Origin of the sequence: Paenibacillus sp. PL2-23 (assembly GCF_040834005.1) — a bacterium.
GTDB lineage: Bacteria > Bacillota > Bacilli > Paenibacillales > Paenibacillaceae > Pristimantibacillus.
Genome location: NZ_CP162129.1, coordinates 3,932,752 through 3,955,411, shown reverse-complemented (window position 1 = coordinate 3,955,411; position 22,660 = coordinate 3,932,752). Strand labels below are relative to the sequence as shown.

At 54.3% G+C, this 22,660-nt stretch carries 16 protein-coding genes; 15 read left to right on the top strand and 1 reads right to left on the bottom strand.

From position 1 onward, the window contains the following. Positions 1 to 35: 35 nt before the first annotated feature. On the top strand, positions 36 to 2,849 hold the full coding sequence (locus tag AB1S56_RS17335; protein WP_340868180.1) for a glycoside hydrolase family 3 C-terminal domain-containing protein: 2,814 nt from the start codon (positions 36 to 38) through the stop codon (positions 2,847 to 2,849). On the opposite strand, the gene AB1S56_RS17330 is transcribed toward AB1S56_RS17335, so the two are convergent. Beyond that, the gene (locus AB1S56_RS17330; RefSeq protein ID WP_340868178.1) at positions 2,843 to 3,742 is read right to left on the bottom strand and encodes an AraC family transcriptional regulator; all 900 of its coding nucleotides are present in this window, start codon (positions 3,740 to 3,742) and stop codon (positions 2,843 to 2,845) included. The genes AB1S56_RS17335 and AB1S56_RS17330 overlap by 7 nt on opposite strands. Before the next feature lie 132 nt (positions 3,743 to 3,874). Here AB1S56_RS17330 and yicI point away from each other — a divergent pair, with 132 nt between their 5' ends. From yicI to AB1S56_RS17260, 14 genes are all read left to right on the top strand, one after another. Further along, positions 3,875 to 6,190, top strand: coding sequence for an alpha-xylosidase (gene yicI, locus AB1S56_RS17325; RefSeq protein WP_340868176.1), 2,316 nt, complete (start codon positions 3,875 to 3,877; stop codon positions 6,188 to 6,190). Between the two features lie 117 nt (positions 6,191 to 6,307). Then, positions 6,308 to 8,089 (top strand): histidine kinase, encoded by a 1,782-nt coding sequence (locus AB1S56_RS17320; protein WP_340868175.1) that lies wholly within the window; start codon positions 6,308 to 6,310, stop codon positions 8,087 to 8,089. Positions 8,090 to 8,192: 103 nt separating this feature from the next. Beyond that, positions 8,193 to 9,170 carry a sugar ABC transporter permease gene (locus AB1S56_RS17315; protein WP_340868173.1) on the top strand — a complete coding sequence of 326 codons (978 nt, stop codon included), beginning with the start codon at positions 8,193 to 8,195 and terminating at the stop codon, positions 9,168 to 9,170. A gap of 13 nt (positions 9,171 to 9,183) precedes the next feature. Beyond that, a complete protein-coding gene (locus AB1S56_RS17310; RefSeq protein ID WP_340868171.1) occupies positions 9,184 to 10,083 on the top strand; it encodes a carbohydrate ABC transporter permease in 900 nt (299 codons plus the stop codon). A gap of 218 nt (positions 10,084 to 10,301) precedes the next feature. After that, a complete protein-coding gene (locus tag AB1S56_RS17305) occupies positions 10,302 to 12,020 on the top strand; it encodes an ABC transporter substrate-binding protein (protein ID WP_340868170.1) in 1,719 nt (572 codons plus the stop codon). A 63-nt stretch (positions 12,021 to 12,083) separates the two neighbouring features. Continuing rightward, positions 12,084 to 14,450 carry a glycoside hydrolase family 95 protein gene (locus tag AB1S56_RS17300; protein WP_340868169.1) on the top strand — a complete coding sequence of 789 codons (2,367 nt, stop codon included), beginning with the start codon at positions 12,084 to 12,086 and terminating at the stop codon, positions 14,448 to 14,450. Between the two features lie 205 nt (positions 14,451 to 14,655). Beyond that, complete coding sequence (locus AB1S56_RS17295; RefSeq protein ID WP_340868167.1) at positions 14,656 to 15,039, top strand: helix-turn-helix domain-containing protein; 384 nt, start codon at positions 14,656 to 14,658, stop codon at positions 15,037 to 15,039. Positions 15,040 to 15,146: 107 nt separating this feature from the next. Beyond that, positions 15,147 to 15,863, top strand: coding sequence for a Wzz/FepE/Etk N-terminal domain-containing protein (locus tag AB1S56_RS17290; protein WP_340868166.1), 717 nt, complete (start codon positions 15,147 to 15,149; stop codon positions 15,861 to 15,863). After that, positions 15,853 to 16,521 (top strand): CpsD/CapB family tyrosine-protein kinase, encoded by a 669-nt coding sequence (locus AB1S56_RS17285; protein WP_340868165.1) that lies wholly within the window; start codon positions 15,853 to 15,855, stop codon positions 16,519 to 16,521. Before AB1S56_RS17290 ends, AB1S56_RS17285 begins: the two co-directional genes overlap by 11 nt. Positions 16,522 to 16,608: 87 nt before the next feature. Then, a complete protein-coding gene (locus AB1S56_RS17280; RefSeq protein ID WP_340868164.1) occupies positions 16,609 to 18,441 on the top strand; it encodes a nucleoside-diphosphate sugar epimerase/dehydratase in 1,833 nt (610 codons plus the stop codon). A gap of 19 nt (positions 18,442 to 18,460) precedes the next feature. Beyond that, on the top strand, positions 18,461 to 19,348 hold the full coding sequence (gene galU / locus AB1S56_RS17275) for a UTP--glucose-1-phosphate uridylyltransferase GalU (protein WP_340868163.1): 888 nt from the start codon (positions 18,461 to 18,463) through the stop codon (positions 19,346 to 19,348). Beyond that, positions 19,338 to 20,501, top strand: a complete 1,164-nt coding sequence (locus AB1S56_RS17270) for a glycosyltransferase family 4 protein (RefSeq protein ID WP_340868162.1) — start codon at positions 19,338 to 19,340, stop codon at positions 20,499 to 20,501. Before galU ends, AB1S56_RS17270 begins: the two co-directional genes overlap by 11 nt. Beyond that, on the top strand, positions 20,464 to 21,645 hold the full coding sequence (locus tag AB1S56_RS17265; RefSeq protein WP_340868161.1) for a glycosyltransferase: 1,182 nt from the start codon (positions 20,464 to 20,466) through the stop codon (positions 21,643 to 21,645). The genes AB1S56_RS17270 and AB1S56_RS17265 overlap by 38 nt, the downstream gene beginning before the upstream one ends. Continuing rightward, a complete protein-coding gene (locus tag AB1S56_RS17260; RefSeq protein WP_340868158.1) occupies positions 21,620 to 22,657 on the top strand; it encodes a glycosyltransferase family 1 protein in 1,038 nt (345 codons plus the stop codon). Before AB1S56_RS17265 ends, AB1S56_RS17260 begins: the two co-directional genes overlap by 26 nt. Positions 22,658 to 22,660: the final 3 nt, after the last annotated feature.

Here is a 22,660-nt window from a genome sequence, read left to right as displayed (position 1 = left end):
CATCATCTTGGAAAAATAGACAGGGGGAGCGGGAGATGAACCATCCATTTCAAAACCCGGATTTGCCGCTTGAGGAGCGGGTCAGCGATCTGATCGGGAGATTGACGCTGGACGAGAAAATTCAATTAATGTGCCAATATCAGGCCGATATTCCTCGGCTTGGCATTCAGAAATATAAGCATGGAACAGAGGGCGCTCACGGTGTGGCCTGGCTGGGCGAGGCGACCGTATTCCCGCAGAATACGGGGCTTGCTTGCACCTGGAATCCGGAGCTGATGCGTGAGATCGGCTCGGTGATCGCCGAGGAGGCTCGCGTCTATTATCAGCGCAACCGCGAGATAAACGGCTTGACGATCTGGGCGCCGACGGTCGATCTGGAGCGCGATCCGCGCTGGGGTAGAACGGAGGAGGCCTATGGCGAGGACCCGTATCTAACGGGAAGATTGTCCACTGAGCTGGTCAAGGGCATGCAGGGCGAGCATCCGTTCTATTACAAGTCGGTCGCAACGCTGAAGCACTTCTACGGCAACAACAACGAGGTCGATCGCGGCAGCGCTTCTGTCAGCATTGATCCCAGAAACCAGCGGGAATATTATTTGAAAGCGTTCGAGATGCCGTTCCGCGAAGGAAAAGCGGGCTCGATGATGACAGCATACAACGGGGTTAACGGCATACCGTGCAATCTGAATCAAGAGGTTCAGCGAATCGTGAAGGACGAATGGGGCATGGACGGATTCGTAGTCGGAGATGCTGGAGACGTGCTTGGCACCGTCATGGATCATCATTATGTGGATTCCTACGCGGAAGCTGTGGCTGGCTCTATTAAAGCCGGCATTGACAGCATCACCGATGATCAGGACATCTCCTTACGCGCGATAAGAGACGCCTTGGAGCAAGGACTGCTGGCGGAAGCGGATCTGGATCGTGCGCTTCGCAATACGTTCCGGGTTCGGATCCGGCTTGGCGAATGGGATCCCGCAGAGCGGAACCCCTACAGCGATGTCCCGGAATCCAAGCTGTGCGCGCCTGAGCATGCGGCTCTGTCGCTGCGGGCAGCGCGCGAAGGCGTTGTTCTGCTCAAGAACAACGGCTTGCTGCCGCTTAGCGGCAAAAGCGGCTCCGTTGCCGTTGTTGGTCCGCTGGCGGACTTTGCTTATACGGATTGGTACAGCGGAACGCCTCCGTATCGCGTAACTCCTCTGCAGGGCGTGAAGGAGAAGCTGGAGGGAGGCCGAGCGGCATTCCATTCGGGGCTGGACCTGATCCGTATTCGTTCCGCTGCGACGGGACAATATGTGCGCGTTTCGGCATCGGAGGACGCCGCGCTTCTGGCGGACACAATGGACGCCGCCCAGGCATCGCTGTTCGAGCGCAACGACTGGGGCTGGGGAAGCGTCACGCTTCGGGATGTCGCCAGCGGGAAATATGTGACTGAAAGCGACACGGGGCTTCGCGCCTTATCCGACGAAGCGCGCGGCTGGTTCGTGAAGGAGGCGTTTGCGTTCGCCGAGCTGGCGGACGGCAGCGTAGAGTTGCGGTCATGGGAAGGCAAGCCGGTAGCGCTTAACAGTGGTCAGCAGCTTGTTGTGCCGCATGAGCTGCCGGAGACAAGCGCAGCTCAGCTGGTCATCGAGACTGTTGAGAGCGGCATCGGGGCAGCGGTCAATGCTGCTCGGTCGGCGGAGACGGCAATCGTCCTCGTAGGCAACAGCCCGTTCATTAACGGCAAGGAGACGGTCGACCGCCCCGACATCACGCTGCCGCCGGAGCAGCATGCGCTCATTCGCGCTGTATATGAAGCAAACCCCAATACAGTGGTCGTTATAGTGGGCGGTTATCCCTTCGCCGTTAACTGGGAGAACGAGCATGTGCCGGCGATTGTGTACACCTCCCATGCTGGCCAAGAGCTTGGCCATGCTATAGCGGATGCCCTGTTCGGCGATTACAGCCCCGCCGGGCGATTGAACATGACCTGGTACAAATCGGCCGGGCAGCTGCCGGAGCTGATGGATTACGACATTATAAAAGGCAAGCGGACGTATCAGTATTTCGACGGTGAGGCGCTGTATCCGTTCGGCCACGGACTGAGCTATACATCCTTCGCTTATGAAGGGCTGACTCTCAGCCAAAGCCGGATCGGCGCAGGCGATTCGGTGACGGTATCCGTGACGATTCGGAATACCGGCGCTATGGCTGGCGGAGAGGTTCCGCAGCTCTATGTGAAGGCTAACGCGTCCCGAGTTGCCCGTCCCATCAAGACTTTGCTCGGCTTTAAGCGAATAGAGCTTGCCGCGGGCGCCGAGGCGGTGGTGGAGCTCACGCTGAAGGCATCCCAGCTTGCTATCTGGGATGTGACTCGGGATCGTTATTGCGTCGAAAGCGGAGCTTATACACTCATGCTCGGCTCGTCCTCAAGCATGATTCTGTTAGAGGAAACGCTGCAGGTCGACGGCGAGCTTATACCGCCTAGATCGCTTCGGGAGCCCGTTAGAGCTGTAAATTATGATGACTATGCCGGTGTGTTCGTGGATGAATGCCGCGAGGGCGGCGAGAGTGTCCGGCTGAAGGGCGACAGCGGCTGGATCGTGTTCCGTGACGTGGAATTCGGAGAAGGGGAAGGAGCCAAGCGTCTGGAGGCGAGAGTGTCCGGCCATATCCAGGGCGGCGAGCTGATCGTAGCCTTGAAGCAGCCGGACGGTCCGCCAGTCTTCACTTGCAAGGTAACGCCAACAGGCGGCCGCCAGGCATGGACGACGGTTACCGCAGAGGCGATAGCCCTAACAGGGCGCCATGATGTGTACGTAAGCATGAAGGGCGAGACGGCAATCAGCTGGCTCCGCATTCACTGATCGTGCGATGGCAGACGCTTGCGGAAGTCCGATGGGGAGCAGTGCATGACCTTGCGGAATACCCGGATAAAATAGCTGATGTTGTCATAGCCGACCTCCATCGCGATATCCGATATTTTGCGTTCCTGCTCCCGCAGCAGCTCCGCCGCCTGTCTAATCCGATAGGAGTTGATGTAATCCATCGGACTTTGGCGGGTCATAGACTTGAAGAAGCGGGAGAAGTGGCCCTCGCTCATGGGAATAAGGGCTGCCAGCTCGGATAATCGAAGCTGACGCTCGTAATTGTGCTGGATATATGCGATGACGGCCTTGAGCCGTTCAATCTTGGAGGACTCGCTTCGACTGCTGTCCATACGGCTGCTTCGCTTGCCGCTGGCCGCAAGATCGGCCAGCATCAGATACAGCCGGCCTTTGACGGCGCCTTCGAAGCCTTCCGGCTGCTGCCTGCAGCTCTCCATCATAGCGGCAATGTGCTGGAGCAGCTGGGATTCATAAGGCTCTCTTCCGGCTATATGTCTCGGGAAGGTGCCGCGCCGCTCCACCAGCGGCAAGACAAGCTTCTCTTGAACGGCGTCATAATTGGCGCTCGCAAGCAGATTGGTGTCGAAGACCAGCGAGAAAAACGAGCAGCCGTCCCGTCCGTGGGCATGAGCGGCGTGTATATCGCCTCCATCCACAAATACGGCTTCCCCCGCGCGCACGAGGAAGTAGTCGGTATCGACCTGGAACAGGGTTTCACCCTGCATGCAGTAGAAAATTTCCGCTTCCTCATGCCAATGGCAGTCGATGACATGCTCGCCGGGCCCGTAATTCAGCCAATACATGCCGAATGGATGCTGCTCATCGCCATGCGTGCGGCTTTCCTTGAGCAAATGCCTTGCACTGGTCTCCAATCTCATCACCTCATCAAGATCGTGTTATAAATACATCGGATAATGTTAGTTTGGTATCAATATTATCAGTATAATGCAAGTAATCAAGGTTTGAATAGTGACCAAAATAATGGGAAGGCGGTTGCATAGCTTATGAAATTTACGGATGGCAACTGGATGATTAGAGAAGGGTATTCGCTCTCAATGGCCGTTCAGGCTCATGAGATGTGGGAGCAGGACGGCACGCTGAACGTAGCGGTGTCTACGACGCCAATTCAAGGACGCGGCAATATGATCAATACAACCCTGCTTACCGTGCAGCTTCATTCTCCGATGCCTGGCGTAATCGGCGTGAAGCTGACTCACTTCGCAGGCACGGTGGATCATGGTCCAGCCTTCGAGCTGTCAACCTCCGCCGGCCACGCGGTTATTACACAGAATGAAGCATATGCGGAGCTGAGAAGCGGCGATCTGAGCGTTCGCGTCTCCAAGGGTGCGCAATGGACGGTTGACTTCTTCCGCGGCGAGCAGCGCATCACAGGCAGCGGCTTCAAGTCGATGGCTCATGTGACGGATCCTGCGGGCGAGGTATTTATGCGCGAGGAGCTGGATCTGACCGTTGGCGAGTGGGTATATGGCCTTGGCGAACGGTTTACTTCCTTCGTGAAAAACGGCCAGGTCGTAGATATCTGGAACAAGGACGGCGGCACAAGCTCGGAGCAAGCCTACAAGAACATACCGTTCTACGTGACGAACAAAGGCTACGGTGTATTCGTTAACGACCCTACGGGCGTATCCTTCGAGGTTGCTTCGGAGAAGGTGAAGAAGGTGCAGTTCAGCGTTCCTGGCGAAACGATTGAATACTTTGTCATTGACGGACCGGAGCCGAAGGCTGTACTGGATAAATATACTGCGCTGACTGGCAAGCCTGCGCTTCCGCCTGCATGGACGTTCGGCTTGTGGCTGACGACGTCCTTCACAACGAATTACGACGAGGCGACAGTGAACTCCTTCGTGGACGGCATGGCGGAGCGAGATCTGCCCCTGCACGTATTCCACTTCGATTGCTTCTGGATGCGCGAGTTCCACTGGACGGACTTCAAATGGGATGAGCGCGTATTCCCGGACCCTGTCGGCATGCTGAAGCGTCTGAAGGAGAAGGGGCTGAAGATTTGCGTCTGGATCAATCCCTATATCGGACAGCGCTCCCGTCTGTTCGAGGAGGGCAAGCGCAACGGATATTTGGTGAAGAAGCCTAATGGCGACGTATGGCAATGGAATCTGTGGCAGCCAGGCATGGCACTGGTCGACTTCACCAACCCGGAGGCATGCGAATGGTTCGCAGGCTATCTTCGCGAGCTGGTGGATATGGGCGTCGACAGCTTCAAAACGGATTTCGGCGAAAGAATTCCGACGGATGTCGTCTATCACGACGGCTCCAATCCGGTGAAGATGCACAACTATTATACGCAGCTGTACAACAAGGTTGTATTCGAGGTGCTTGAGGAGAAGCTGGGCAGGAACGAGGCGGCGCTGTTCGCGCGTTCGGCTACCGTTGGGGGGCAGAAATTCCCGGTTCACTGGGGCGGCGACTGCTACGCCGATTACGAGTCGATGGCGGAGAGCCTTCGCGGCGGCTTGTCGCTTGGCTTGTCGGGCTTCGGCTTCTGGAGCCATGACATCGGCGGCTTCGAGAATACAGCGCCATCGCATGTATTCAAGCGCTGGCTGGCCTTCGGCCTTCTGTCCAGCCATAGCCGCCTGCACGGCAGCAGCTCGTACCGCGTGCCATGGGCTTATGACGATGAAGCTGTTGATGTGACACGCTTCTACACGAAGCTGAAATGCTCCCTAATGCCGTACCTGTTCGACACGGCCGTCTATGCGACGCAGAAGGGTGTTCCGACGATGCGCGCGATGTTCCTTGAATTCCCGCAGGATCCGGGCGCCGAGATGCTCGACCGTCAATATATGCTGGGCGACTCGCTGCTTGTTGCTCCTGTATTCAGCGAGCGTGGAGAAGTGACCTATTACTTGCCGGAAGGCGCCTGGACCCATCTCTTGACGGGAGAGACGGTGGAGGGCGGCAAGTGGAAGCAGGAAAGCTATGACTTCTTCAGCCTGCCGCTGTTCGTTCGTCCCAACACGATATTGCCTCGCGGAGCGGTGGACAACCGTCCAGATTACGACTTTGCCAGCGGCGTAGAGCTTGCGTTGTACCAGCTGGCGGAAGGCCAGCCAGCGCTGCGTACGGTCCGGAATGTGAAGGGCGAGACGGAGCTGACGGTTACAGCCGTACGGGAAGGCTCACGTGTTATTGTGAGGGCGGAAGGAGCAGGCAAGCCGTTCCGCGTATCGCTGCATGGCATGGGCCAGGCGTCGGGCGCGCAGGGCGGCAAGCTGACGGAGGAGGGCCTCGTAGAGGTGGAAGCCTTCTCCGGCTCAACGGAGCTTGTGATCTCGTTGTAGTCCGCAGCGAAGTTGATACCGGCAGCCTGTATCCATTAAGATGTAGCTATATTGACACGATATCCCCTCTTGCGATAAGAGGGGATATTCCATTTTCGCATGAGAGGTCGGGCTGCCATGTTACATAGTTGGATTCGCATGACAAATAACCTGAAGCTGAAGCACAAGTTGATTGCTTCCTACATTCTGATTGTTCTTATTCCCGTTATGATGGTCGGGGGAGTTGTTGTGGGCTACTTCCGGGAGCAGGCCATGGACCGGGCAATCCAGCAGGCGACGAACAACGTGGACAAAATCAAGTCGCAGCTCGACAATATGCTGCGCATACCGCTAGATGTTACGGACACGCTGCTGCTGGACAAAACGATGGAAGCAATGGCGACAACAAGATATGAAAGCGTTCTCGAGCTGACCAAGGCTTACCGCTCCTACGACGGCTTCAAGACGTTCTTCAAGCTGTACCGCGAAATTGGCGGCATTCGCTTCTATTATGAGAATCCGACGCTCATCAATAATCTGGAGCTGATTCCTGTGGACGAGGAGATCAAGAGCAGGTATTGGTACCAGAAGGCCAAGGCCTCCAAAAGCGTGAACTGGTATTTCATTGACGATAAAGAAAATATCCCGATTCGCATGCTCAGCTTAATTCGCCAGGTGCCGTTCCCTGATCGCCAATCCTCCGGTGTGCTGGTCGTTTCGCTGAATCAGTCGGAGCTGAATGGCATACTTGCCCAAGAGCCGTTCGAGACGCTTATTGCAGATGAACGGGGTTATGTGGTGGCGGCCCAGAATACGTCACTGGTCGGCAGGACGCTCAGCGAGCTGGATTATGGCGTCAATCTGAGCGACATGCCCTCTGGCAGCCACAAGGTCGACATCAAGGGTGAGCCCTCCTATATGATTATCGATGAATTAACCCCGGAGCTCAGCGCCAGCAGCCTTCGAGTGGTGTCCTTGTTCAGCACCCAATCCATCGTGAAGGATGCCAATACGGTAAGTGTAATTGGATTAAGTCTTATTCTGCTTGTCCTGCTCATTGCGATGTTCTTCGTCTACACGGTGTCGCTGCTGACGACCAACCGGCTGCTCCGTCTAAGCCGACATCTCAACAGGCTGGCCCTTGGCGATTTGAACGTTGTCTCCAGCATCGACGGCAATGACGAGATCGGCCAGCTGTCCCGTCAATTCAACTACATGGTGGAGAGCATCCGAACACTCCTTCAGCAGGTTGTGGAGAAGACGGAGCAGATGAGCTCTCTGGAGCTTGCGCAAAGAGAGATCAAGCTGAAGATGATGGCAAGCCAGATTAATCCCCATTTTCTGTTCAACGCGCTGGAGTCGATTCGGATGAACGCGGTGCTCAAGGGGGAGCGTGAAATCGCCAAGGTTGTCCGCCTCCTGGCCAAGCTGATGCGCAAAAATCTGGAGGTGGGCCGCGAGCATATACCGCTGTCGGAGGAAGTCGAGATGGTGCGCTCCTACCTGGATATTCAAAAGTTCCGATACGAGGACCGGCTGCAATATGAGCTGTCTGTTGATCCAGGGGCCTCGGACGTGCTGGTGCCGCCTCTCATTATCCAGCCGCTTATTGAAAATGCGGTTGTGCACGGCGTAGAAGGCAAGGAGCAGGGCGTCAAGGTGGAGCTTGTCATTAGCAGGAGTGGAGACGAGGTGCTTGTCACCGTACGGGATAACGGGCTTGGCATGCAGCCGGAACGGCTGGAGGAGGTGCTGGCTACCTTGTCCAGTCCGGATGAGAGCAGCCGCAGCCGAATTGGGCTGCGCAATGTGCATCAGCGTCTGGTCATGACGTACGGAGAAGCGCACGGACTTCGGATCGCAAGCGAATACGGACAAGGGACGACGTTTTCATTTACGCTAAAATCGATAAATTTGTGATGCCATGACTAATTTTTATATGGTTTTGTGCAAAATATGTTGGGTATTTCAGTCGATCGCTCTGATTTATCATATAGCTATAGAGCAGAGGGGGATTGGATCGATGGAAACGCTGCCAACAAATCATAACAACCATAAAAGCGTTGACCCGACACCGCCGAAAAAACGGGATAGAGGAGCCTGGAAGACAGTCGTGCAGCAAAAGTATCTCTATTTGATGTCGCTGCCATTTATTATTTGGCTGTTCGTCTTCAATTACCTGCCGGTAGCGGGCTGGATTATGGCCTTCCAGAACTACAAGCCTGCCAAGTCATTTACGGATCAGAAATGGGTAGGCTTGGATAACTTTATTGACTTGTTCCAGGATGAGCGCTTCTATCTTGTGCTCAGGAACACGCTGGCCATGAGCTTTATGGGCATTATCGCCGGCTTCGTGGTGCCAATCGCGTTTGCGATTTTCTTGAACGAGCTGCGGGGCAAGTTTTTTAAACGGACGGTGCAAACGGTTTCTTATTTGCCCCACTTTGTATCATGGGTCGTCGTTGCGGGCATTATTACGAAGATGCTTTCAATTGAAGGCGGTATCGTGAATGAGCTGCTGGTGGGGCTAGGCATCATTAACGAGCCGATTCAATTTATGGCCAAGGGCGAGTGGTTCTGGGGCATCGTCACGGCGTCGGACGTCTGGAAGGAAACCGGCTGGAACGCGATTATATATCTCGCCGCCATAGCAGGCATTGACAAGGAGCTGTACGAGGCCGCAAGAGTGGACGGCGCGGGCCGCTTCAGGCAGATGTGGAATATTACGCTGCCAGGCATTCGCACAACCATTTCGGTTCTGCTGATCATGTCGATCGGCCACTTGATCGGGATTGGCTTTGAGAAGCAATTCCAGCTTAGCAATTCACTGGTTACCGACTACTCGGAAGTACTGGACTTGTATGCGCTGAACTATGGTATAGGCATCGGGCGCTTCTCCTACGGTACGGCAATCAGTATATTCACCTCGGTCATCAGTATCTTCCTGCTGCTTACAGCCAATGGCATTATGAAGAAGCTAACCAAAGAAAGCATTATGTAGGGAGGGGAACCATATGGCAGGAAAAGCATTTAACGCAACCAAGTCCGAGAAGGTTTTCGACATCGTCAATGTGATCGTCATGCTGCTGATCATGTGCGTCACGTTGTATCCCTTCCTGAACGTGCTGGCTATATCGCTGAATGATTCCCAGGATACGGTGCGAGGCGGCATTTATATATGGCCGCGAGAGCTAACCTGGGAGAACTACGCAACAATCTTTAGCTACACGGGTCTGCTTCAAGGCTTCAAGATTTCGGTGCTGCGCACCGTGTCGGGTACGCTGCTCGGCTTGCTGAGCGCATCCATGCTGGCTTATGTGCTAAGCCGCCCGGATTTCAAGTCGCGCAAGATGTTTTCTACCTTTCTTGCCTTGACGATGTACTTCTCCGGCGGGCTGGTGCCCACTTATATGCTGATGCGTCATCTGGATCTAATCGGCACGTTCTGGATTTATATTTTACCGGGACTCGTCAGCGCCTTTAACGTCTTCGTTATCCGATCCTTTATCGATAACTTGCCGTATGCGCTGCAGGAATCCGCCAAGCTGGACGGCGCTAATGACTTTACAATCTTCTACCGAGTCATTCTGCCACTATGTAAGCCGGTGCTTGCAACGATTGCGTTGTTCCTGGCCGTCGGGCAATGGAATGCATGGTTTGACACGTATCTCTACAACGGTCGACATCCGGAATTGACAACCCTGCAATTTGAATTGATGAAGGTGCTACAGAGCACGAATCAAGGCGCTCGTATGATCAATGCCAACGACATGGCGAACCAGATGGCGCAGGTGTCGCCTGAATCCATCAAGATGGCGATTACCATTGTTGTCACGCTGCCGATTCTGTTCATCTATCCTTTCCTGCAAAGATACTTTATCTCCGGCATGACGCTGGGCGCGGTGAAGGCTTAATTCAAACCTGTAACAGCATGGAACGTCCCTTTGCCCAGCGGAGCAAGCAGGCTCCGCTGCAAAGGCAAAGAACAGGAGCACTGGCATTTCTTTTTCAACAAAGAATGTAAGCCCTTACTCCAAGCTTGTTGGAAGTCATTCGCATTATTGATCCCGGTATTGGCAGGTAATTCCTGTTATACAATAAAGCTTATTATTCTGTTGAGGGGGAAAGACAAATGAAGTGGAGAAATCCTAAAACGCTGGCTACATTGCTGCTTGCTACGACGGTGCTGATTGGCGGCTGCGGCAACAATAACAATGCGCCAGAAAACAGCACAGGAAGCAACAGCGGCAATGAGCAGACGGGTACAGACACAAGCCCGGTTACGTTCACATTCTTCGGCGCTGACGCAAGCCCGAACTGGAACAATATGCGGGACGAAGTGGGGCAATACATTACGGAAAAAACAGGCGTTACGATTGAAGCCGAATATGATGTAGGCGCAGGCGGCGGCGAAAACAAGCTGGCTCTGATGGCGGCAAGCGGCGACGTGCCTGACTTCATCTTCGCCAAAGGCAGCCTGAGCAGCCTGGTGGACGCGGGCCTGATTATCGACCTTGCTCCGCTTATCGAGGAGCATGCTCCGAACATCAAGAAAATTTTCAGCGAAAACATGAATCGTCTCAAATACAGCAATGATGACCAGTCTATCTATCAAATTGTGACTAACATGGGCGTTGATCAGCAATATTTCGACGCTGGCGGCGGCTTCGAAATTCAGCAGCGCGTGCTGAAGGAGCTGGGCTATCCGGAAGTGCGTACGGTTGAAGATTTCGAGAACGTGCTGAAGCAATATGTGGCGAAGTATCCCGAAACCGATGGACAGCCAACGATTCCCTTGACGTTGAACGCGGATGACTGGAGAATTATGATCAGCGTAACGAACCCTGCGTTCCTTGCGACTGGCGCGCCTGACGACGGCGAATATTACGTGAATCCTGAGACGTATGAAGCGATGCTTCACTACAAACGTCCAAAGGAGAAGGAATACTTCCGCTGGCTGAACAAAATGTATAATGAAGGCCTTCTGGATAAGGACACCTTCGTGCAGAAGGATGACCAATACAAGGCAAAAATCGCAAGTGGACGCGTGCTGGGGCTGATCGATCAGGAGTGGGGCTACCAAGACGCGGAGAATGCACTCAAGTCCGCTGGCAAAGACGAGTACACGTACGCTCACTTCCCGGTCACATTGACAGAAGAGTATCAGGACAAATCGTTCCAGCCGGCTGGCGTTGACGGCTATGGCATCGCGATTACAACGGCTGCCAAAGATCCCGTTCGTTTGATTAAATTCCTGGACTGGCTTGCTTCCGAAGAGGGCCAAGTGCTTCGCAACTGGGGTATTGAAGGCAAGCATTACACGGTAGATGCGAATGGCCAGCGTGTCATCCCGGCAGAAATCCAAGACCGCAAGGTAAATGACGCTTCCAACTTTGCCAAGGAAACAGGCATCGGCCAATACCGGACCTTCAGCGCTCATTACGGCGACGGCGTGAAGGATTCCACAGGCAACTATTACACAACGAACTTCCCTGAGCAGATCGTTGCCGGCTATACAGAAGCGGAGAAAGAAACGCTTGCCGCTTATAACGCAACTACCTGGAAGGACCTGTTCCCATCTGAAGCTGAGCTTCCTGCCAAGGATTGGGGCGCGCTGTACAACATGCCGGTTCCAACGGATGGCGACTACCAGGTTACGTTCCAGAAAACGCAGGACATTATCCGCAAGCGTATTCCGGAAGCTGTCCTGACGAAGCCGGAAAACTTCGACAAAGTTTATGACGACTTCCTGGCTGAGCTGGACAAAGCCGGCGCGAAAGAAATGGAAGCGGAATATACAGAGCTTGTTAAAGCTCGCGTAGCGCTCTTCACAGGCAAAGAGGTTAAATAATATGAATGAGAGGCCCCGACTACTGTCCGGGCCTTCTCTTCAGTTGAGGGGAGCTGATTCGCAATGAACGGCATGGAATGGAAGCTGTGGTACAAGCAGCCCGCCGGACGGTGGGAGGAAGCATTGCCCGTGGGTAATGGACGGCTGGGCGGCATGGTATACGGAGGCGATCGGCTGGAGCGAATCGCGCTGAACGAGGACACGCTGTGGTCGGGCTTTCCGCGTGACACGCCTAATTATAACGCGCTGCGTTACTTGCAGAAATCGCGGGAGCTGATCCAGCAGGGCAAATACGCGGAAGCCGAGGGGGTCGTTAATGCCGGTATGCTGGGGCGGAATACGGAATCGTATCAGCCGCTTGGGGATCTGCTGGTAGAGGAGCTGGGAGCGGATAACGCCGGCGCTTTCGTGCGGGCATTGGACCTCCATACCGGTGTGGCATCGGTTATTTATAATAGAAGAGATGTATCCATTACACGGGAGGTATTCGCAAGCGCCGTTGATCAGGTCATCGCTGTCCGTTATGAAGCGGAGGGTGGTCTGCTGCCTCATCTGTCGATTACGCTCGACTCGCAGCTTCGTCATCAGCTGTACAGCGCGAACGGTGACGAAGCAGGGGGGGATCTGATCATGCTGGGCAGCGCGCCAAGCCATATCGCCGACAATTACCGCGGAGATCATCCCCAATCGATCTTGTACGAGGAGGACCGCGGTCTGACGTTCGGGACAATGCTGCGCTTAAGGCCGGAGGGCGGAGCCCTTCGCCGGGAATCGGACCGCGTCATCTTATCCGGAGCGTCGGCCGTAACGGTGCTGCTGGCGGCTGCTACCGACTTCGAAGGTTATGACATTATGCCGGGCGGCGGTCAGGGGGCGGTTCGAGCCGCATGCGCTGCAGCGCTTGCGGCGGCGTCAGCCTTCTCTTACATGGAGCTGCGGGAGCGGCATATAGCGGAGCATGCCCGGCTGTTCGGCCGAGTTGAGCTGGAGCTTGGCGATAGGGAGCTCTCTGCCCAGCCGACGGATGCTCGGCTTGCCGCCTACCAAGCCGGCGGGAGCGATCCGCAGCTGGAGGCCTTATATTTTCAATATGGACGCTACTTGCTCATGGGCAGCTCAAGACCCGGTACGCAGCCGGCCCACTTGCAAGGGATATGGAATCCGCATATGCAGCCCCCATGGAACAGCAACTATACGACCAATATTAATACCGAAATGAACTATTGGCATGCAGAGGTCGCGAATTTAAGCGAATGCCATGAGCCGTTGTTCGACCTGATCCGGGAGCTCAGCCAGCATGGAGCAAGAACGGCCCGTATTCATTATGGCTGCGATGGCTGGACGGCGCATCACAATGTCGATCTGTGGCGAATGTCGGGACCAAGCGCCGGGGATGCGAGCTGGGCGTTCTGGCCCATGGGCGGCGTGTGGCTAAGCCGGCATCTATGGGAGCATTACGCGTTCACGATGAATGAGGCATTTCTAAGGGATATGGCTTATCCGCTGCTCAAGGGTGCCGCCCAGTTCTGTCTGGACTTTCTCGTGGAGACGCCGGATGGCAAGCTAGTGACGTCTCCTTCGACATCGCCGGAGAATAAATTTCTAACGGCTGAAGGGGAAGCCTGCAGCGTATCTGCCGGCTCGGCGATGGATATGGCAATGATTAGAGAGCTGTTCGGTCATTGTATACAGGCTGCTGGTCTGTTGGGCGTTGATTCGGAGTGGAAGCAGCAGGTCGCGGAAGCGATGAGCCGTCTCATTGATCCCGGCATTGGGCCGGACGGCAGACTGCGGGAGTGGAGCGTAGACTTCGCCGAGGCCGAGCCTGGGCATCGCCATGTGTCGCATCTGTACGGCCTGTATCCAGGCCAGGCGATTACGCCGCAGGAGACGCCGGAGCTGGCCGAAGCGGCCCGCAGGTCGCTGGAGGCGCGGATCAAGCAGGGCGGCGGCCATACGGGCTGGAGCTGCGCTTGGCTCATTAACCTGTACGCAAGGCTGGGCGATGGAGAGTCTGCGTACCGCTTCCTCCAAACGCTGCTGTCTCGCTCGACATATCCCAATTTGTTCGACGATCATCCGCCGTTCCAGATTGACGGCAACTTCGGCGGCGCTGCGGGCATCGCGGAGATGCTGCTGCAGAGCCATAGGGGCGGGCTTGATCTGCTGCCTGCATTGCCTTCGGCATGGCCCTCCGGAAGCGTACGAGGTTTGCGCGCGAGGGGCGGCTACAGGGTGGATGTGTTCTGGAAAGCGGGCAGTCTCAGTGAGGCTCGTATTGCCGCGTCGCAAGACGGCGCTTGCGTTGTGCGCTTCTCGGGCAGCGGAGTGCTGCGGGTCGATGGAGTCGAAGCCGAGGAAGTGGAGGGCGGCATCCGGTTTCACGCCAGCGCGGGCTGTGAATATCCAATCACTATAGTGAACGATTAATACGTATGGGGGTGGAAAGGGGCTGTTGCCGGGTGCAATAGCCCCTTGTTCACTATAACGAATGATTTATGAACGTTTTTTCATGACAAGCCGCCGTTCTTAGTATTGACCTGTTCTCTTTAAAGAACTACAATAAAGTTATTGTCCGTTATATTGTTACCCGACTGATCAGCCGACGGATCTAATCTGGTGTAAGGAGAATATTATGATTGGGGAACGGATCAAACAATTAAGAGAATACAAGGGCTACTCCATTACGAAGCTGGCGGACCTGGCTGGCGTATCGAAATCTTATCTCAGCTATATCGAACGCAATGTTCAGAACAACCCATCCCTTCAGGTGCTGGCGAAAATCGCGTTTCATCTGGATACGAATATAGAATATTTGTTAGGAGAAGAGCTTTCGCCGAAGGTGAGAGTGGATGAGGTGCTGGACGAGGAATGGCATTCGATTATTCGCAACGCGGTGGACGAAGGCATGAGCAAAGGGGATTTCCGGGCGCTCAAGGAGCTGGTGCGGTCCAACAAGTGGCGAGATGAACGCAATCAACAGAGGCCGAACATTATTATTTTGCACATTGATAACTGACTCTTTACAAAAAAGCTGATGAAATTGTATTGACATGTTCTATATAAAGAACTACACTTGTGTTAGTGTTCTTAATAACTAACAAGTTAGCGGGTGTTTGCATGGAAATGAGCAGGAAAGAAGCTTTAACCAAAAACAAGGAAATTGATTTGCGCCAATTGTTTCATACACTGCGCAGCAAGCTGTGGCTCATTGTTGGCATTACCGGCTTATTTACAGGGCTGGGCCTCCTATACAATTCGCAGTCTGAGCCGGATATCTACGCTTCCTCCTCGCGAGTGATTATCGCAGCCTCCAACGATATGATGACGACGGTCAGAGCGCTGGTGCGGGAGCCGATCGTGCTCGACCAGGTTATTCAGAGGCTGGAGCTGAACGCATCGCCTGGCCAGCTGCGCTCCCAGGTGCGGGTAGATAGTGTAGAAGGGTCCTTGATTACCGTTATTTCGGTTCTGGATTCCGATCCGGAGCGAGCCGCGCAGATTGCCAATGCTATCGTAGATGTCTATAAGAACGTCGCCGCCGAGACGCTTGGGGTGGGCGGCATCAGGCTGCTGACGGCCGCGGAGCCGGAGCCGTATCCCATTAACGTCAAGAGCAACACCATCGTGTATGTCGCGTTTATTGTGGGATTGATCTTAAGCTTCAGTCTGGCGTTTCTGCTGGAATCACTGGATGACTCCATTCGGACGGAGCATGAGGTCGAAGCGCTGCTGGGCTTGAATATGCTGGGTCAGGTATCTCGGATCAGGAACAGGCATACTGCGGCGCCGGCGAAGAAGATCAAACCAGGCTTAATGAGGAGTGAGACGATTGGTTCGTGAGAAGGCGAAAGTAGCCAAAAAGATCGTAAACCGAAGCTTGATCGCATACATCAATCCATCGCATCGAATTGCGGAGCAATACAGGACGATTCGCAACAACATTCAATACGCATCGGACGGAAAGTCCATTCGCTCGCTTATCGTGACTTCCCCCGCGCCAGGCGATGGCAAATCGACCGCTGCCGTTAACTTGGCCGTCAGCATGGCGCAGCGGGGAGACCGCGTGCTGCTGATCGACGCCAACTTCCGTCAGCCGACGCTGCACAAGGTCTTTCATTCGCCAGTCTCGCCCGGCTTGTCGAATGTGCTGACTCGCCAGCTGGAATTCGAGGATGCAGCGCAAACGACCGAGGTGGAAGGCCTGGACCTGCTCACAAGCGGCGTATCGCACGCCAATTCCGCAGACATGCTGGATTCCCACACGATGAAGGAGCTTCTGTCCATGCTGTATGCCAGATATGACCGTATCGTCTTCGATTGTCCGGCCGTTCTGACGGCACCTGACACGAATGCGCTCGTGAACAAATGTGACGGCGTCGTCCTGCTGCTTCGCTGCGGCAAGACGTCTCAAAGCAAGGCTCTGGAGGCGAAGCAAGCGTTATCCTTTGCGGGAGCGAACATTATAGGCGCTATTCTGAACAAAAAGAACGTTAGATGATGGCTCATCGGATAACGTCTTTTTTTCGGCCAAAACGTTCTTTATAAAGCACAACGCAAGGCGTATCAGGAGAAAGGATGAGATTGTATGACTTACCGAAGCAGGCTTGCACTTCTCGCGATGCTGGATTCGGCCATTGTATTAACCGCTATTACCGCAGGCAGCTGGCTGCTGGGGGCTTCACCAGGAGACAGCGTATCGTTCTATGTCCTTGCGGCAGCGCTGCTGCTCCTCCATCATGGCTTCTTCCTCTATTTCAAGCTGTACAAAAAAGCGTGGGAATACGCCAGTGTCGGCGAGCTGCTTATTATCGCGAAGGCTGTCGGCTTGTCCTTCCTGCTGGCGGGACTATCGCAATGGGCCATTATGGGCAAGGCGGAGCTGAAGCTGCTTGTTGTGACCTGCATGCTGCACATTTTGTTGATTGGTGGAAGCCGGCTGTGCTGGCGCGTTGTGAGAGGCAGGTTCAGCAGATACAGCGGCAAGCGCAAGCGGACGTTGATTGTCGGGGCGGGTTCGGCTGGCATCATGCTGGCGAGACAGCTGATGAGCAACTCCGATACGGAGCTGTATCCCGTCGCGTTCATCGATGATGATCACGCCAAGCAAATGCTGGACATTATGGGCATTCCGGTAGCGGGCCGCGTAGCCGATATCGTCCGCATTACGCGCGAGCTGGACATCGACAATATTGTCATTGCCATTCCTTCCCTTAGTAAAAAAGGCTTATACGGCATCTATACGGAATGTGCCCGCACGAACGCCAAGACGCAAATTATTCCTATGCTGGAGGATTTGGCGACGGGCAGAATCTCCGTTACGCAGTTCCGCGATGTGCAGGTCGAGGATTTGCTGGGGCGGGAGCCTGTGGAGCTGGATATTGAGAGCATCTCGGAATATGTCACGCAGAAGGTGGTGCTGGTGACGGGGGCAGGAGGGTCGATCGGCTCGGAGGTATGCCGCCAAATTTCGCGCTTTCTGCCGGAGAAGCTGGTGCTCCTGGGGCATGGCGAGAACAGCATCTATGCTATTGAGATGGAGCTGAAGGAAACGTTCCGCGACTCCAATATTAAATTTTTTACGGAAATTGCGGATCTTCAGGATGCGGATAAAATGATGGCGGTTATGCTGCAGCATCGGCCGCATGTTGTTTACCACGCTGCGGCGCACAAGCATGTGCCGCTTATGGAGCGCAACCCGGAGGAGGCGTTCAAGAACAACGTGCTGGGCACGCTGAACGCGGCACGAGCGGCGAGCAAAAGCCGTGTCGAAACCTTCGTCATGATCTCGACAGACAAAGCGGTCAATCCCACCAGCGTCATGGGCGCAACGAAGCGGATCGCCGAGATGGTTATCCAGCATATGGACCGGGTTAGCAGCCATACCAAGTTTGTTGCGGTACGGTTCGGCAACGTGCTGGGGAGCAGAGGGAGCGTCATCCCGCTGTTCAAGAAGCAGATTGCCAAGGGCGGCCCTGTAACGGTTACCCATCCCGAGATGGTGCGCTATTTTATGACGATTCCGGAGGCTTCCAGACTGGTAATTCAAGCCGGCGCGCTCGCCAGGGGCGGAGAGATATTCGTGCTGGATATGGGTGAACCCGTCAACATTACGGAGCTGGCGCAAAATGTGATCCGCATGTCGGGATATAGCGTGGATGAGATTGGCATTGAATATACGGGCATTCGTCCCGGAGAGAAGCTGTTCGAGGAGATGCTCAAGGCCGACGAGGTGACGGAGAAGCAGGTATATCCAAAAATCTACATCGGCAAAGCCTCCTCCATCTTCTACGAGGAGATCGAGGCGTTAATCGCGGATTTCCCCGGCATGAATCAAGCGGAGCTTAAGGTTAGGCTGCTGGATCTTGGCAACCATATTGTGCCTAGCGCAAGACCGGAGCTGTCGATGGTTACGGGATAAAGAAAAGGAGCGGATGAGCATGAAGGTAAGAAAAGCGATTATTCCAGCAGCGGGACTCGGCACAAGGTTTCTGCCGGCAACCAAGGCGATGCCGAAGGAGATGCTGCCCATCGTCGACAAGCCTACCATCCAATACATAGTGGAAGAAGCCATTGAATCCGGCATCGAGGATATTATTATCGTGACGGGCAAGGGCAAGCGGGCGATTGAGGATCACTTCGACAATTCGATGGAGCTGGAGCATGTTCTCGCCTCGAAGAGCAAGTTCGAGCTGCTTCAGGAGGTGCGGAAGTCGTCGGATATGGTCGACATCCACTACATTCGACAGAAGGAGCCGCGCGGACTGGGCCATGCGATCTGGTGCGCCAGGAAATTTATCGGCGACGAGCCGTTCGCCGTTCTGCTTGGCGATGACATTATTGCCGCAGAGAAGCCTTGCCTGAAGCAGATGATCGACAAATACGCGCAATATGGATCATCCATCATTGGCGTTCAGCGGGTAGCGGAGGAAGCGGTGTCGCGCTACGGCATCGTGGACGGCATGATTATGGAGCCGTCGTTCCACCGGATCAACACGCTGGTGGAGAAGCCCAGCCTTGATGAAGCGCCGTCCAATATGGCCATTATGGGCCGCTACATTCTGACGCCGGAAATATTCGATATTCTGGGCAGCCAGCAGCCGGGCTCCGGAGGCGAGATTCAATTGACGGACGCAATCGCGACGTTGAACCTTTCCCGCGCTGTATTCGCGTACGAGTTCGACGGCAAGCGGTACGATGTGGGCGAGAAGATGGGCTTCATCCAGACGACGATCGAATTCGCCCTGCAGCGGGACGATCTTCGATTCGAGCTGCTGGAATATTTGACCCGAATGCTGCAAAGGGAAAATGTCGGCCATGAAGCGTAAAATCCTGTTCTGCGCAACCGTCGACTATCATTTCAAGGCGTTCCACCTGCCGGTTATGGAATGGTTCAGAAAGCAGGGGTGGGAGGTTCACGTCGCGGCTCACGGGGAGCTGGAGCTTCCTTACGTGGATCGCAAATTCAATCTGCCCATACAGAGAAGTCCGATCAGAGCGGACAATGTGAAGGCGTATCGGATGCTGAAGGCGATCATCCGGGAGGAGCAATATAACATCGTGCACTGCCACACCCCAATGGGCGGCGTGCTGGCCAGGCTTGCGGCGAGGGGCGCAAGAAGGCTGGGCACAAAGGTTATCTACACCGCGCATGGCTTCCACTTCTACAAGGGAGCGCCGTTGGCCAACTGGCTGATGTATTATCCCGTCGAGAAGCTGCTGGCCGGCGTCACCGATAGTCTCATAACTATTAACGGCGAGGATTACCGCCGCGCGATCGCAGGCGGATTCCGCGCCGGAGCGGTTCACCATGTGCATGGAGTAGGGGTACGCACGGAGCTGTTCGCTCCATTGTCCGCTGAAGAGAAACGGAAGGCGCGGAGCGCGTTCAACTATACGGCTCAGCAGTTCCTGATGATTTATGCGGCTGAATTCAACGCCAACAAAAATCACGAGCTGCTCATTCGGGCATTGGCGAAGCTGAAGGACAAGATGCCGGAGGCGAAGCTGCTGCTGGCGGGCCGTGGATCACTGCAGGAGCAGTGCCGCGAGCTGGCGATCCAGCTTGGTGTCGAGTCGCAGATTGATTTCCTGGGCTATCGGGATGATCTGAAGGAGCTGATCCCGATGTGCGACGTCTCCGTCTCGGCAAGCCTGCGCGAAGGGCTGCCGCTCAACATTATGGAGGCGATGGCCAGCGGCCTGCCGGTCGTCGCGACGCGCAACCGCGGCCACGAGGAGCTCATCGCCGAGGGCGCCACCGGCTTCCTCGTGGAGCCGGGCGACGTCGATTCCTTCGCCAGCCGCCTGCTGCTGCTCCACCGCTTCCGCGAGACGCGCGCCCGCATGGGCGCTTCCGCCCTGGAGCGGGTGAAGGGCTACTCGCTCGAGCGCGTGCAGGAGGAATTGAGAGAGCTGTATAAGCCTTTGATGGAGGTTAAGGATGAGCCCAGCTATCAGTATAGTCGTTCCTATATTTAACATGGAGGCATATCTCCCAAGATGCCTGGACAGCCTGCTTCACCAAACGTTCCGCGATATCGAGATCATCGCGGTGAATGATGGGTCAACGGATGGGAGCTTGAAGGTGCTGGAGAGCTATTCGGAGAGGGACTCGCGGTTAAAAATAATAGACAGCGACAATCAGGGAGTGTCTGGTGCTCGCAACCTTGGCTTATCCTATTGCACCGGACAGTATATCGGATTCGTGGATCCTGATGACTGGGTATCGAGCACAATGTATGAACAGATGCTGGATGCTGCCCTTGACCAGGATATCGACATCGTCATGTGTGCTTATACAAGAGAATTCGGCACGCATACGAAGCCGAAGCACTACTCGCTGCCAGACAAAAGCATCTACCATGGCGAAGAGGTTCAGTGGCAGTTGACGCGAAGGCTGATCGGGCCACTTGGTGTCGAGGTTGCGTCTCCGGAGCAGTTGGACGCATGGGGGACCGTCTGGTCGAAGCTGTACAAGAGAAGCCTAATTCGAAAGGCGGGGTGTTCTTTCATTGATTTGAAGGAAATCGGCAGCAATGAAGATACCTTGTTTAATATAGAAGCTTTTTCACATGCGGAATCCTTTATATTTTTGAATCGTCCACTATATCATTACTGGCGAGCTAATACAGAATCCATTACGACTTGCTATAAACCGCTGCTGGATCAACAGTTTCAAACCTTATATCAGTGTATGGAACTTTTTGCGAAAGGACGTTCTGTGGAGTATAGGCAGGCACTCAATAACCGGATTGCACTTAACGTGTTGGGGCTTGGATTAAATATTGTCAGCACGTCTAATCCGGCTTCCGTTTTCGGTAAAGTGTCGCAGATTAAGCAGCTTTTATCCCAACGTGTATTCGGCGATGCACTTGCCAAGTTTGAAATTCGAAATTGTACATCGGTTTGGAGGCTGTTCTATACCGCTGCAAAGTGGCGGCTTGCATGGCCTGTATACCTTCTGCTCATGGTAATAGACATGATGCGTACCAAATCGATTAGGAGGAATCGAAGTGGAATCTATTCGTATCCTGCAGGTCGTGACTATCATGAATCGCGGCGGACTCGAGACGATGCTAATGAACTATTATCGGCAAATGAACAAAAACGGCTTTCAGTTTGATTTCCTTGTGCACCGGCAAGAAGAAGGGCACTATGACAAAGAAATCGAATCGCTGGGCGGACGTATTTATCGAATGCCGAATATACGGCCTGGCAATTATCGGCGTTACTTTAGGATGTTGGATCGTTTCTTTGAGGAGCGCCGTGATTATCGGGTTGTGCATTCACACATGAATGAGAACAGCGGTTTCGTGCTTAGGGCTGCAAAAAAAGCAGGTGTTCCCTGCAGAATTATACATAGCCATCTCAGTGACTTAAAGCTGGATTACAAATTTCCCTTCCGTATTTACGCTAGACTCGCGATTAAGGATAATCCCAGCGATTATTTCGCATGCTCAGCGAGAGCGGGAGAATGGTTATTTGGCAGAAAGCGAGAGAACAGCAGGGAAGTGATTGTCCTTCAGAATGCTGTGAATACCGAAGAGTTTGCATTCAATCCTGCTGTAAGAACCGAAGTGAGAGCGGAGCTTGAAGCGGGGGATAGGCTTGTAGTTGGACATATTGGCAGGTTTAACGAGCAGAAAAATCATAAGTTCTTGCTGCAGGTATTTCATTCCTTGAAGCAGGATAAAGAGGATGCTTTGTTGGTGCTTGCCGGTGATGGTTACTTGCGAGCCTCGATCGAGAAGCAAGCAGATGAAATGGGATTATCGGACTCCATTCGATTCCTGGGTGTGAGAGCTGACATATCGCGTTTGCTTCAGGGAATGGATTTATTCTTATTTCCTTCATTGTTTGAGGGCTTGCCTGTCGTTCTCATTGAAGCGCAAGCTGCAGGCTTAAGATGTGTCGTGTCGGACACGATTACGAGAGAAGCGGATATAACGGGCAGAGTATCGTTTGTATCCTTACAACAACCCCCTAAGTACTGGAGCAGGGCTATTCTAGGCGTTTCCTATGAGCATGCAGATACGAGCCAGCTTCTGCGAGAGCATGGCTATGATTCTGCTGCAATGGCAGAATGGCTAGGACATTTTTATTCCGAACGCATTGCAATAGCTACGTCGAATTGAGGG

Coding starts and splice junctions, on each gene's coding strand:
- AB1S56_RS17310 (WP_340868171.1), top strand. CDS start 9,184: ATGGCAGGAAAAGCATTTAACGCAACCAAGTCCGAGAAGGTTTTCGAC.
- AB1S56_RS17315 (WP_340868173.1), top strand. CDS start 8,193: ATGGAAACGCTGCCAACAAATCATAACAACCATAAAAGCGTTGACCCG.
- AB1S56_RS17280 (WP_340868164.1), top strand. CDS start 16,609: ATGACTTACCGAAGCAGGCTTGCACTTCTCGCGATGCTGGATTCGGCC.
- yicI (WP_340868176.1), top strand. CDS start 3,875: ATGAAATTTACGGATGGCAACTGGATGATTAGAGAAGGGTATTCGCTC.
- AB1S56_RS17295 (WP_340868167.1), top strand. CDS start 14,656: ATGATTGGGGAACGGATCAAACAATTAAGAGAATACAAGGGCTACTCC.
- galU (WP_340868163.1), top strand. CDS start 18,461: ATGAAGGTAAGAAAAGCGATTATTCCAGCAGCGGGACTCGGCACAAGG.
- AB1S56_RS17265 (WP_340868161.1), top strand. CDS start 20,464: ATGAGCCCAGCTATCAGTATAGTCGTTCCTATATTTAACATGGAGGCA.
- AB1S56_RS17335 (WP_340868180.1), top strand. CDS start 36: ATGAACCATCCATTTCAAAACCCGGATTTGCCGCTTGAGGAGCGGGTC.
- AB1S56_RS17305 (WP_340868170.1), top strand. CDS start 10,302: ATGAAGTGGAGAAATCCTAAAACGCTGGCTACATTGCTGCTTGCTACG.
- AB1S56_RS17320 (WP_340868175.1), top strand. CDS start 6,308: ATGTTACATAGTTGGATTCGCATGACAAATAACCTGAAGCTGAAGCAC.
- AB1S56_RS17300 (WP_340868169.1), top strand. CDS start 12,084: ATGAACGGCATGGAATGGAAGCTGTGGTACAAGCAGCCCGCCGGACGG.
- AB1S56_RS17270 (WP_340868162.1), top strand. CDS start 19,338: ATGAAGCGTAAAATCCTGTTCTGCGCAACCGTCGACTATCATTTCAAG.
- AB1S56_RS17260 (WP_340868158.1), top strand. CDS start 21,620: ATGAACAAAAACGGCTTTCAGTTTGATTTCCTTGTGCACCGGCAAGAA.
- AB1S56_RS17290 (WP_340868166.1), top strand. CDS start 15,147: ATGAGCAGGAAAGAAGCTTTAACCAAAAACAAGGAAATTGATTTGCGC.